Annotated in this window: 10 protein-coding genes, 1 other RNA gene and 1 pseudogene; all 12 read right to left on the reverse strand. The window is 68.9% G+C overall.

Features of this window, described 5'->3' with window-relative positions; genetic code table 11:
* Positions 1-85 precede the first annotated feature (85 nt).
* Positions 86-1,132: pseudogene (gene murG / locus OXF11_01970) on the reverse strand (undecaprenyldiphospho-muramoylpentapeptide beta-N-acetylglucosaminyltransferase).
* On the reverse strand, positions 1,129-2,229 hold the full coding sequence (ftsW, locus tag OXF11_01975; protein MCY4485865.1) for a putative lipid II flippase FtsW: 1,101 nt from the start codon (positions 2,227-2,229) through the stop codon (positions 1,129-1,131). The pseudogene murG and the gene ftsW overlap by 4 nt, the downstream one beginning before the upstream one ends.
* Entirely contained in the window at positions 2,226-3,611 is a 1,386-nt protein-coding gene (gene murD, locus OXF11_01980) for a UDP-N-acetylmuramoyl-L-alanine--D-glutamate ligase (protein ID MCY4485866.1), read from the reverse strand. The genes ftsW and murD overlap by 4 nt, the downstream gene beginning before the upstream one ends.
* Positions 3,612-3,622: 11 nt before the next feature.
* Positions 3,623-4,699 (reverse strand): phospho-N-acetylmuramoyl-pentapeptide-transferase, encoded by a 1,077-nt coding sequence (mraY, locus tag OXF11_01985; protein MCY4485867.1) that lies wholly within the window; start codon positions 4,697-4,699, stop codon positions 3,623-3,625.
* Between the two features lie 3 nt (positions 4,700-4,702).
* Positions 4,703-6,100: a UDP-N-acetylmuramoyl-tripeptide--D-alanyl-D-alanine ligase gene (locus OXF11_01990; protein ID MCY4485868.1), complete on the reverse strand. Its 1,398-nt coding sequence runs from the start codon at positions 6,098-6,100 to the stop codon at positions 4,703-4,705.
* 16 nt (positions 6,101-6,116) lie between these two features.
* Entirely contained in the window at positions 6,117-7,646 is a 1,530-nt protein-coding gene (locus OXF11_01995) for a UDP-N-acetylmuramoyl-L-alanyl-D-glutamate--2,6-diaminopimelate ligase (GenBank protein ID MCY4485869.1), read from the reverse strand.
* 5 nt (positions 7,647-7,651) lie between these two features.
* Positions 7,652-9,559, reverse strand: coding sequence for a penicillin-binding transpeptidase domain-containing protein (locus tag OXF11_02000; GenBank protein ID MCY4485870.1), 1,908 nt, complete (start codon positions 9,557-9,559; stop codon positions 7,652-7,654).
* A 32-nt stretch (positions 9,560-9,591) separates the two neighbouring features.
* Complete coding sequence (gene ftsL / locus OXF11_02005) at positions 9,592-9,939, reverse strand: cell division protein FtsL (GenBank protein ID MCY4485871.1); 348 nt, start codon at positions 9,937-9,939, stop codon at positions 9,592-9,594.
* 5 nt (positions 9,940-9,944) lie between these two features.
* Entirely contained in the window at positions 9,945-10,892 is a 948-nt protein-coding gene (gene rsmH, locus OXF11_02010) for a 16S rRNA (cytosine(1402)-N(4))-methyltransferase RsmH (GenBank protein ID MCY4485872.1), read from the reverse strand.
* Between the two features lie 12 nt (positions 10,893-10,904).
* Entirely contained in the window at positions 10,905-11,273 is a 369-nt protein-coding gene (locus tag OXF11_02015; protein MCY4485873.1) for an STAS domain-containing protein, read from the reverse strand.
* A 34-nt stretch (positions 11,274-11,307) separates the two neighbouring features.
* Positions 11,308-11,760, reverse strand: coding sequence for a division/cell wall cluster transcriptional repressor MraZ (gene mraZ / locus OXF11_02020; protein ID MCY4485874.1), 453 nt, complete (start codon positions 11,758-11,760; stop codon positions 11,308-11,310).
* Positions 11,761-12,156: 396 nt separating this feature from the next.
* An RNA gene (gene rnpB / locus OXF11_02025) (RNase P RNA component class A) lies at positions 12,157-12,536 on the reverse strand.
* Position 12,537 lies beyond the last annotated feature (1 nt).

A 12,537-nucleotide genomic window follows, 5' to 3' on the forward strand; every position in this document is an offset into this window, starting at 1 on the left:
ATCCCGCCGCCTTCTTGCCGGCCGCGCCCGGTGCCGCACCGGCGCCGGATTCGTGCGGCGACCACTCCGGCACCAACGCGTGGCACTCGTCGACGATGCGCTCCGCCGCGTCGCCCCGGCCCAGACGCGCCGCCGCCTCGCCCATGGCGCGGCGCCGGCCGGCGTCGCCGTGGAGCGCGCGCAGGGTCTCCGCGAGGCCCGTGGCGCTCAGCTCCCGTTCCACGATCATCGCCGCGGCGCCCGCCTGCTCCAGCGCCAGCGCGTTGAGGCGCTGGTGGTCGTGGGCCGCATGGGGGTACGGGATCAGCACCGCCGGCTTGCCGAACAGCGTCAGCTCCGCCAGGGTGGAGGCGCCCGCGCGGCACACCACCAGATCGGCCCCGGCGTAGGCCCGGTCCATTCGGTCGATGAACGGCAGCACCTCGGCCGCGCACGGCAGCGACGCGTAGCCTTGCCGCACCCGCTCCTCGTCCGCGCGCCCGGTCTGGTGCGTGACCCGGAACCCGGCCGCCGCCTCCCCCAGGTGCGCCAGCGCGCCCAGCACGGCCTCGTTGATCCGGTGCGCCCCGGCGCTGCCGCCGAAGACCAGCAGGTGGAAACGCTCCGCTTCCCGCTCCACCTCCGGCAACTCGCGCCAGCGCACCGGCGTGCCGGCGAGCACGACCTTGTCCGCGGGGAAGTAGTCCACGCTCTCGCGAAAGGTCGTGAAGATCCGGTCCACGAGCCGGCCCAGGACGCGGTTGGTGAGGCCCGGGCGCAGGTTCTGCTCCAGCACCGCGCAGCGGATGCGCCGCGACACGCCGGCGAGCAGCAACGGACCCGACGCGTAGCCTCCCAGGCCGATGATGCACTGGGGATCGAAGCGGCGGATGATGGCGCGGGAGCGCCACAGGCTCAGGGGGATGCCGTACAGGCCCTCCAGGAGCCCCTTCAGACCGCGCCCCTTGAGACCGCGGATGGGCAGCAGCTCCAGCGGGAACTCGGTCTGCGGGACCACCCGGCTCTCGATGCCCCAGCGGCTCCCCACGAAGAGAATGCGCGCGTTTTCGTCACGCCGGAGAAACTCCCGCGCCACCGCCAGGCCGGGGAAGAGATGGCCGCCGGTGCCGCCGCCGGCTACGATCAGCCTCATGGCCGTCCCCTCCGGCAGGAAGCACTCAGGAGCATCCCCGCGACCGTGAGGTGCACCACCATGGCCGAGCCGCCGTAGCTCACGAAGGGCAGCACCAGACCCTTGGTGGGCACCAGGCCCATGACCACGCTCATGTGCACCAGCGCCTGAAGCCCCAGGAGCAGGGTCAGGCCGAACACCATCAGGCGCGTGAACGGCTCCTCGCGTTCCAGCGCCAGCCGCATGCCGCGGAACAGCAGGATGCCGAAGAGCAGGACGACCAGGAGCGCCCCCCACAGCCCCAGTTCCTCCCCGATCACCGAGTAGATGAAGTCCGTATGTGCCTCCGGGAGGTAGTGGAGCTTCTGCCGGCTCTGCCCCAGGCCCCGCCCCCACAACTGGCCGGAACCGAAGGCGATGTAGGACTGGATGATCTGGAAGCCGCTGTTGGCCGAATCGCTCCACGGGTCCATGAAGGCCAGCAAGCGCCTGACCCGGTAGTCCGCGGTCATGATCAGAAACCCGGCCACCGGCAGCGCCGCCAGGGCCACGGCGGCGAGGTGCGTCACCCGGCCGCCGGCGACGAAGAGCATCGCCATCGCGATAGCGGCAAGGATGAACGCGGAGCCGAAGTCCGGTTCGCCCAGCAGCAGCACCACGAACAACCCGGTCATCAGCAGCGGCGGCAGCAGTCCGGCCGTGAACTGCTGCAACCCCTCGGCCTTCCTGGAGAGCGTGTAGGCCAGGTAGAGAACGAAGGCCACCTTGGCAAGCTCGGACGGCTGGAACACGAACGGCGCCACACCGAGCCAGCGCTGCGCGCCGCCCCGGACCAGGCCCACGCCGGGCAGGAGCACCAGCACCAGGGACACCAGCGCGAGCACGAAGAGCGGCACGGTGAGCCGCCGGTAGACCGAGGGGGGCAGCAGGACGGCCACGCACAGGCCGGCGACGCCCACCGCCACCGCCGCCAACTGCTTGCGGAACAGGTAGGTGCCGTCGCTGAAGCGCTCCTGGGAAAAGAGGTAGCTGGTGTTCAGCACCATGGTGATGCCGATGGCGAGCAGCACCACGAGGCTCATGACCATCCAGCGGTCCATGTTGCGGATCTCGCTCATAGGGCCTGAACCAGCTCCTTGAATGCCCGTCCGCGCTCGGCGTAGTTCTCGAACATGTCGAAGCTCGAGCACGCCGGCGACAACATCACCACGTCGCCCGGACGGGCCTCGGCCCGCGCGGCGCGCACCGCCGCGGCGAGGTCCGGCACCACCACCGTGTCCGCCGACGCGCCCAGCGCCGTGCGCATGAGCGGCGCGGACGCGCCCAGCAGGATCAACTTGCGCACGCGTTCACGCACCAGCGGCGCCAGGGTGTCGTAGCTGCCGCCCTTGTGCACTCCGCCGGCAATCAGCACCACGGGCGCGTCGAAGCTCGCCAGCGATTTCTCCACCGCGCCGACGTTGGTGCCCTTGGAGTCGTTGTAGTAGCGCACGCCGCCGAACTCGCGCACGAATTCCAGCCGGTGTTCAATGCCCGGGAAGCGCCGTGCCGCGGTCTCGACGGCGCGGGCACCCACGCCGGCCGCCCGTGCCGCGCACAGGGCCGCCATGACGTTTTCGACGTTGTGCACCCCGCGCAGCCGCAGGTCCCGCAGCGGCAGACGATCCTCGGCGCCGGCGCCGCGCCACACGATCTCATCTCCCGTGACGAACGCCCCCTCGTCCACCTCGGACCAGCCGAAGGACATCACCCGGGCGGTCAGCCGGCGCCGCAACCCCCACGCCCAAGGATCGTCGCGATTCAGCACCGCGACGTCGTCCGCCCGCTGGGCGGCGAAAATCCTGGCCTTGGCCGCGCCATAGCTTTCCAGTCCGTCGTAGCGGTCGAGGTGGTCCTCGCTCAGGTTCAGGAACAAGGCGATGCGCGGGCGGAACTGCCGTACCCATTCGAGCTGGAAGCTGCTCACCTCCACGACGCCCCAGTCCCAGGTCTCGTCCAGGTAGTCGATCAAGGGCTTGCCTATGTTGCCGCCGGCGAACACGCGCAGGCCCGCCGCCTCCAGCATGGCGGCCAGCAGGCTCGTGGTGGTGGTCTTGCCGTTGGTGCCGGTGACGGCCATGAGCGGCATGGACGCGAAGCGCGCGGCCAGCTCGATCTCGCTCAACACCTCGATGCCGCGGCGCGCGGCCTCGGCGAGAAGCGGGTTGTCCCGCGGCACTCCCGGACTCGGCACCACCGCGTCCACCCCGTCGAGCCAAGCCGTATTCTCGCCGCCGAAGTGGCACACCGCCGCAAGCGGCGCCAGCGCCGCCCGGGCCTGTTCCATTTCCCCGGCGGCGCGCGCGTCCACGCCCACCACGGTGGCGCCGCGACGCGTCACGAATCGCGCCACCGCCAGACCCGTGCGTGCCAGGCCCAAGACCATGATGTTCTTGCCTTCCAGTTCCATGACCGGCTTGCCGTCCGTAACCGGCTCCACGCTCGTTGCGACCGACGCCACGTCGCCACCCTTCAGCGCAGCTTCAGCGTGCTCAACGCGAACAGCGCGCAAATGATCGACACGATCCAGAACCGCACGATGATCTGCGGCTCCGGCCAACCCTTGAGCTCGTAATGGTGGTGGATCGGCGCCATGCGGAAGACGCGCTTGCCGCGCGTCTTGAACGACACCACCTGTATGATGACGGACACCGCCTCCACCACGAAGACCCCGCCCACCAGGACCAGCAGGATCTCGTTCTTGCTGATGACCGCCACGATCCCCAGGGCGGCCCCCAGACCGAGGCTGCCGACGTCGCCCATGAAGATCTGCGCGGGATAGGTGTTGAACCACAGGAAACCCATGCCCGCCGCCACCACCGCGGCGCAGAACACCGTCAACTCGCCAACCTGGGACACGTAGGGGATCTGCAGGTACTCGGCGAACTTCACGTGCCCCGCGAGGTAGACGATGATGGCGTAGGCGGCCGCGGCGGTCATCACCGGGCCGATGGCGAGGCCGTCGAGGCCGTCCGTCAGGTTCACCGCGTTGGAGGCGCCCACCACCACCACCACCGCGAAGGGCACGTACCAGAGCCCCAGGTCCGGCTGCACGTTCTTGAGGAACGGCACCGCCACCGTGCTGTTGAAGTCGGGCTGCGACAGCAGCACCACCACCGCCGCCGCGGCCACGGCGGTCTGGGGCACGAGCTTGCTCCACATGGAGAGTCCGCGGCTGCTGCGGCTCCTGAGCTTGAGACAGTCGTCGACGAGACCGATGGCCGCGAACGCCACGGTCACGACCAAGGCCAGCAACACGTACACGTTGGTGACGTCCGCCACCAGCAGCGTGGACAGCGTCAGGGACAGGACGATCAGGGTGCCCCCCATGGTGGGTGTGCCGGCCTTGCCGGCGTGGTGCGCGGGACCGTCCTCGCGGATGTGCTGGCCGATCTGCCACTGCTTGAGGGAGCGGATGAGCCAGGGACCGATGACGAACGCCAACAGCAGCGACAGCAGCGCCGCCAGCGCCGCGCGAAACGTGATGTAGCGGAACACGTTCAACACCGGGAACGCCGGGTGCAGCGGATAGAGCAGCAGGTACAACACGGGTCAGGCTCCTCCATCCTTCATGGCCGCCAGCACCTGCTCCATGGCCGCGCCCCGCGAGCCCTTGACCAGCACCCAGTCGCCCTTGCGCAGGACGCCGCGCAACTCCTCGCCCAGCGGTTGGTGGGCGCGCGCCACGCGCACCGCCGACGGCTCCATGCCGGCGCCGACGGCGCCGCGCCGGATCTCGCGGGCGAAGCGGCCCATCACGTACAGGGTGTCGAGGCCGCTGCGCGCCGCGGTCTCGCCGACCTCGCGATGGCACGCGCTCTCGTTCTCGCCCATCTCCAGCATGTCTCCCAGGACCGCCACGCGCCGGCCCCGCGACGGTATCGCCCGGAGCGCGGCCAAGGCCGCCTCCATGGAGGCCGGATTGGCGTTGTAGGCGTCGTTGATGATGCCGATGCCGCGCCAGCGCTCGACTTCCATGCGCATGGAGACGGGACGCACGGCCTCGAGCCCCTTGCGGATGGCCGTCACGTCCACACCGAAGGCGTGCGCCATGGCCGCGGCGCCCACCGCGTTGCGCACGTTGTGCAGGCCGCACAGCCGCAGGCGTACCGGTTCGCGCACCCGCCCCACGCGCAGGTTGAAGCGCAGGCGCCCGCCGACGAGCATCTCCGGGTCCTCGCCGCGCACCTGGCCGCCGGTGCCGTAGGTCACCACGCGCCCCTGGAACGCGCGGCTCTGCCGCGCCACCCGGGCGTCGTCGAGATTGACCACGGCGGTGCCGTGCGCCCCCAGGCCGCGGAAGATCGCGCCCTTCTCCCGCGCCACTCCCGCGACGGTCTTCAAGCCGGAGAGATGCGCCGGGGCCACCGAGGTGATGACGGCCACGTCCGGTTCGGCGATGGCCGTAAGCCGGCGGATCTCGCCCGGCCGGTTGGTGCCCAACTCCACCACCGCGGCGCGCTCGCGTCCGCGCAAGCGCAGCAGGGTCAAGGGCAGACCGACGAGGTTGTTGTAGTTGCCCTCGGTCTTGAGGACCCGGCCGCGTAGCGGCCGGTCATCCAGGCGCGCGCGTTGGAGGATCGAGAACAGCATCTCCTTGGTCGTGGTCTTTCCGTTCGAACCGGTAATCGCCAGCACCCGCGGCGCCAGCCTCCGGCGATGGTAATGGGCGACGTCTCCCAGCGCCCGCAAGGTGTCGCGCACGCGGATCACCGCCACTTCCCGCGCCAGCGCCACGTTCCCCTGCACGATGACGCAGCCGCTCCCGCGCCGCGCCGCCTCGGGGACGAACGCGTGTCCGTCGTGCACCTCGCCCCGAAGCGCCACGAACACGCCGTTCCGCTCCACCCGGCGCGAGTCCGTGCAGACCTCGCCGACCCGGAGCGCGGCGCCGCGCTGGACGATGGTCCCCCCGGCTGCCTGCGCCAACTCTTCGATGCTCCAGTCCATGACCCTTCACGCACCGTCATCCCTCGGCCGCGATTTCCGCGGCTTCCTCCCGCAGCACTTCCCGGTCGTCGAAGTGGATCCTGCGCTCGCCGAGGATCTGGTAGTCCTCGTGCCCCTTCCCGGCCACCAGCAACACGTCGCCGGGATCCGCCAACGACAGGCCCAGGCGAATGGCGGCGCGGCGGTCCGGCTCCACCCGGTAACCGCGCCGAGCGCGCCCGGACCGGTCCCCGCCGATGCGCCGCATACCGCCGCGGCGCACACCGCCCTCGATGCCGCGGATGATCGCCAGGGGTTCCTCGCCGCGTGGATTGTCCGAGGTCACGACCACGGTGTCGCTGGCGCCGGCGGCGATCTTCCCCATGAGCGGGCGCTTGCCCGCATCCCGGTCGCCGCCGCAGCCGAACACCGTGATCAGCCGTCCCCGGGTCAACGGCCGCAAGGCGTGGATGACCTTGTCCAGGGCATCCGGCGTGTGCGCGTAGTCCACCACCAGGGTGACCCCCAGCGCGTTGGGCACGCGTTCCAACCGCCCCGGCACGCGCTCCAGCCGGGCCAGCCCGGCGCCGATGGCCTCCGGCGCCGCCCCCAACGCCCAGGCCGTCCCGGCGGCCGCGAGGATGTTCTCCAGGTTGATCTCGCCCATGAGCGGCGATGTGAACTCGATCTCCTGTCCGCCGCATGCCAGGGTTCCCCGCAGGCCGTCCACGTCGCTGTCCAGGCGTAACGGGTGGATGTCCCAACGGCCCGAGCGGCCGTAGGTGAGCGCCGCCAGGCCGGCGTCCCGGGCCAGCCGCGCCAGCTCGAGCCCACGGGGGTCGTCCGCGTTGATGACCGCGACGGGGCGGTCCTTGACGCTGGCGGGCAGGCACTCCGTGAACAACCGCGCCTTGCTGCGGAAGTACGACTCCATGTCGCCGTGATAGTCCAGGTGGTCGCGCGACAGGTTGGTGAACACCGCCGCGTCGAAATCCAGCCCGTGTGCCCGGTCGAGGTCCAGGGCGTGGGAGGAGACCTCCATGGCGACGAAGCCCACCCCGGCCCCGGCCATCTCCGCCAGAAGTTCCTCGATGTCGAGGGACTCGGGCGTGGTGAGGGGCGCGGGCTGTTCCCGTCCGCCGTAGCGCCGGCTGATGGTGCCGATGACCCCGCAGGCGCGGCCCGCCGCGCCGAAGATCGCCTCCAGCAGGTAGGTCACCGTGGTCTTGCCGTTGGTCCCGGTGACGCCCACCAAGACGAGCGAGCGGCTCGGACGGCCGAAGAACACCGCCGCCGCGTGAGCGATGGCGCGGCGCGCGCTGGACACCGTCACGCAGGCGGTCTCGGGGGGCACCGTCACCGGACGCTCCACCACCACCGCCGCCGCGCCTCGCTTGACCGCGTCGCCGACAAACTCATGGCCGTCGGCGCGCTGCCCCGGCAGGGCGAAGAAGACGGAGCCGGCGTCCACCCGGCGCGAATCGCACGCGAGCCCCTGGACCTGGCGGTCCACGGGGCCCCGTTCGTCCCGGACATCCGGTGTATGCAGCAGCTCCCGCAGCAGCATCGGCGTCATTCCTTGAGCGTCAGGACGAGGCGCCGGCCGCCCCGGTCCATTCTTTGTGCCGCGACGTAGCCGTGCCCGCGCAGCACCACCGAGAGCCTGAGCTTCCTGGCCTCGTCGACGGCTTGCCGCATGCTCATGCCGATGAGGTTCGGCCCGCCCGAACCGGCCTTCCCCCGCGGGGTCTTCGTACGCGACACCCGGACGACACCGACCTTGCCGGCCGGGGACGTGGCCGCGAGAAGGCGGCCGTCGGGCTTCTGCCCGAGCGCGTGCAGCGCCGGACCGGCGATGCGCTGGAACAGCGGCGCCGCCACCAAGCCGCCATAGACTTGAACCGTGGGTTCGTCCACCAGCGTCAGGAGCACGAAGCGGGGCTCATCGGCGGGCACGAACCCGGCGAACGAGGCCACCCGCTTCTCCGAGTAGCCTCCCTTGACGCGGTCGGCCTTCTGGGAAGTGCCGGTCTTGCCTGCCGTCTCAAACCCGGCGACGGCGGCACGGAAGCCGGTGCCGCCCTCGGCCACGACGCCCTTGAGCATGTCGACCACCGTGCGCGCGGTCTCGCGCGAAACCACGCGCCGCAGCATCTCCGGCTTGTTCTGGAACAGCACCCGGCCGTCCTCGCCCACCACCCGGTCCACGAGGTAGGGGCGCATGAGCAAGCCGCCGTTGGCGATGGCGGAGAAGGCCATGACCATTTGCAGGGGCGTCGTCGCGATGGACTGCCCGAAGGAGGCCGCGGCAAGGTCCACCTTGTACCACTCGTGGTGCGGGCGCACCCTCCCTTCCACCTCTCCCAAGAGATCCACGCCGGTCTTTTGCCCGAAGCCGAAGCGGCGAATGTAACGGTGGTAACGCTCCTTGCCGAGCTTGTCGGCGACCTTGGTGACGCCGATGTTGCTGGAGAGCTCAAGGACCTTGGCGAACGACAGCCAGCCGTATTCCTTGAAGTCGTGGATGGTACGGCCGCCGTAGCGGTACTTGCCGTACTCGCAGAAGATCAGATCCTCCCGTCCCACGACACCGTCCTCCAGGGCGGCCGCCGCCAGCACGGCCTTGAAGACGGAGCCCGGCTCGTAGGTATCCGTGATCCCACGGATGCGCCAGCGGCTCCGATCCTGGGTTTGGTACTGGTTGGGATCGAAGAACGGGTAGCTCGCCAGTGCCATGATCGCGCCCGTGTACGGGTCGGCCATCACGACGGTGCCGCCCTTGGCGCGGTAGCGTCGGACGGTCGCTTCCAGGTGCTTTTCCGCCAGATGCTGGAGCGCGGTATCGAGCGTCAGGTGCACGTCGGGCCCAGGCTGGAGCTTCAGCTCGTCAAGACCCGCCACCAGCATGCGCCGGCCCAACGCGTCGCGTTCCACCACCCACGAGCTCGACTCCCCGCGTATGTAACGGTCGTAGCTGCGCTCCACCCCTTCGAGGCCCTGGGCGTCCCTGCCCACGACTCCCAAGGCCTGCCCGGCGAGCCGCCCTTGCGGGTAGTACCGTTTGGGCTCATGGTAGAAACCGATTCCCTCGATCTTGAGGCGCCTGACGCGCTGCGCCTCGCGCGGCGTCACCTGCCGCTTGAGCCACACAAAGGGTTCGCCGGCGGTCATCTTGCGGCGCACGTCGGCGCGCTTCATGTCCAGCGCGCGCGCCACGTCGGCCACGACCTTGCCGGTGACCTTCAGGCGCCGTGGGCGCACGTACACCGACTGGGTCTCGATGCTGATGGCCAGCGCATCGCCGCCGCGGCCGAAGATGGTGCCGCGCTCGGGCTGGACGATCCACTCCTGGAGGTGCTGCCTCTCGCCCATGCGCGCGAGCCGCTCCCCGTCGAAGGCCTGGAGCTGTATGGCGCGAAGCGCCACGGTCACCAGCAGCACCAGGAGCAGGCCCCCGGCTACCCGCAACCGAAACCGCATTCTCGCGGCAAGTTCCTGTGGGTTCTCCTTGGTCATGGTACGATGACGACGTGCTTACCTTCCGGGTCCTTGAGGCCGAGACGCTTCCGCGCCATGGTCTCCACACGGTCGGGAGCGGTCAGTGACCCCAACTCCAGCTTCAATTCGCGATTCGTCTGCTCCAGCCGGCGCTCCAGCTTGGCGGCGGTGGAGAGCACGTAACCCAGTTGCACGACGCGCAGCCGCTGCCACACCAGCAGCAACGCCAACGCCACCAGCAGGCAACTCAGCACGATGGGCAGCCACGCATCGCTGCGCCGTGCCGCGACCCGGGCCTCGGCCACGTCCTGCTGATCGAGAACGCCGGTTGTCCGGGTCGGTTGCTCGCCGGTTCTGAGCATCGTTCCTAGATCCTTTCGACCGCCCGGAGCCGGGCCGAGCGCGCCCTGGGATTGTTCCGCACCTCTTCCTCACCGGGCACGCGCGGCTTGCGCGTCACGGCGGCGGCCTTGCGGCTCCAGCCGCAGACGCACCCGGGGAGGCGCGGCGGGCACACGCAATCCAGACCCCATTTATGGAAAGCGCGCTTGACGAGCCGATCTTCCAGTGAGTGAAACGAAATGACGACGAGGCGCCCGCCGGCACGCAGCATCTCGTAGGCCGTTTCGAGAAACGTCGCCAGGTTTTCCAGCTCCTGGTTCACGGCGATGCGCAGAGCCTGGAACGTCCGGGTGGCCGGATGGCTCACCGGCGTGCGTGCTCCGCGGGGGCGGCCGCCACGCGCGACCCGAGCCACGGTCTCGGCCAGTTGCCGGGTGGTCTCGATGTCCCCTCTGTTCCTTTCGGCGTCAATCGCCCGCGCGATTCGGCGCGCCGCCGGTTCCTCGCCGAATTCGCGTATCAGTTTCTCCAGCTCAATCACGGACAGCGTGTTCACCAGCTCGCGCGCGTCCGGTGAACGGCGCCGGTCCATGCGCATGTCGAGACGCGCATCGTTCGCAAAGCCGAAACCCCGGTCGGGAACGTCGAGATGATGGGAGGACAGCCCCAGGTCCAGCAGCATGCCGTCCACGTCCGTCCAACCCAGTTCGTCGAGCACCGCGTGCGCGTCGGTGAATCCCGCCCGGCGCAGGACCGCGCGTCCGCCGAATCCCGCCAGGGCACGCCCGGCCGCGTCTATGGCGGCGTCGTCCCAGTCAAGACCCAGAAGCTCGCCGTCCGGGGACGACCGGCGCAGGATCTCGCGCGCGTGTCCGCCGCCCCCCACGGTGGCGTCCAGGTAGCGGCGCGCCGGCGACGGCGCGAGAATCTCCAGCACCTCATGAAGCATCACGGGCTCGTGCGCGTAGCTCATGGCGGCGGCCTTTCAATGACAGGTGGCCGCGCCCTCCCAGTCGTCATCGAAGCTCTCGATGGCATCGTCCAGAGAAGCGTAGTATTCGAACACGCCATCCATGCCCACCACCCGGAAGATATCCTTCAGGTGCGGACTCATGCCCGAGATCTTCAGGTCTCCGTTCATCTCGCGCAGCAGTCTCAGGCGATCCAGCAAGACCCCGATGCTCAGGTAGTTGATATGGTCGACCGCCTTGAGGTTCAGCACCACCTTGTGCCGTTCCTTCTCGATCAAGCCGCCGATCATGTCCTTGATCCGCACCATCTCCCGGAGGTCGATGTCGCCGTTGACGTCGATCACGGCGATATCCTGGATAGCCTTTCGGTCGAGTCCGATCATGGATCGCTCCTTTCTTCCGGCATCGCCTCGAGACTCACAGGCCCAAGTCCGAGAAAGAACCGGGATCCTCCATGAGTTGCCCCTCAGCCTCCGTGAACACCTCTTCCCAGGCGTCCTTGTCCCAGATGCGAAACTTGTCCCCCGCCGACACCAGCATCACGTCGCGCTTGAGGTCGGCGTACTTGCGCAACGTGGGCGGGATGAGAATGCGTCCGTGCGTGTCCACCTCGCACTCCATGGCTCCGCCGAGATAGTAGGTCTGAAACCGCACCATGTTGGGATCGAACTTGGGCCTCTGGCGCACCGCCTCCTCCAGCGCCGTCCATTCGTCCAGCGGGTACACATCGAGACAGCGCTTGGAGCTGACCACAAAGTTTGTGATAATAAGTCGAGGATCTCCCTTACCCAGGAGGATTTCGCGATACTTGGCGGGAATGCTCAGCCGCCCTTTGGTATCGACCGTATGCTCGTAACGTCCGCGGAACATTTGCGTACACTTTCGGTGCAAACCGAGTTGGAATTGCATGGGATTTTATCCCACTTTATCCCACCTGAGGCGAATATACCGTCGCACCAACCCCTCGTCAACACGAAAACGTCACAAACTTCGCGATTTGAGATGTAGCCGGATCGGATGCGGAAAGCATGAGTTATTCCCACATCTGGTTGGTCCGGAGCCGCCAAAGGGAGAGTCGCCACAAGATGTGGGTTTGAGAACCTGTTCGCAAGCGTCGGCTGGCGGCGAGTTGCGCAGGATTCTTTCGTCCTCGGCAAGGCGCGATGACGACGGGGCCGCGACGGCCCGTCCGTGGGCGGAACGGGTGGGGAACGGGCGGGAACCGTGTGGAGGTTCGTGGCGAATCGCCGCCGAACGGAGGGACGGGGGACCAGCGGACCGGTAAGCCGGATTCTGTCGCGCTTCCCAACGAGAAGCGGGACGGTCATTCATCTAGCCCCGCGATTGCTCGCGGGGTCCAGCGACCTTACCCGAGGGCTTCGGGCGGACGACCCAACCCTCCTATTTGGTCTTGCTCCGGGTGGGGTTTACCAAGCATCCGCCATCACTGGCGGACCGGTGAGCTCTTACCTCGCCATTTCAACCTTACCCGGTGGTCCGGCGTGAAACCGGAACCCGCCGGGCGGTGTGTTTTCTGTGGCACTTTCCCCCGATCGCTCGAGGCCGCCGTTAACGGCCACCCTGTCCTGTGGAGTCCGGACTTTCCTCCTCCACGAAGCCGCGGAGGCGACCGTCTGGTCCGCTGGT

This window comes from Deltaproteobacteria bacterium (assembly GCA_026712905.1).
In the GTDB taxonomy this organism is placed as follows: Bacteria; Desulfobacterota; Binatia; order UBA9968; family JAJDTQ01; genus JAJDTQ01.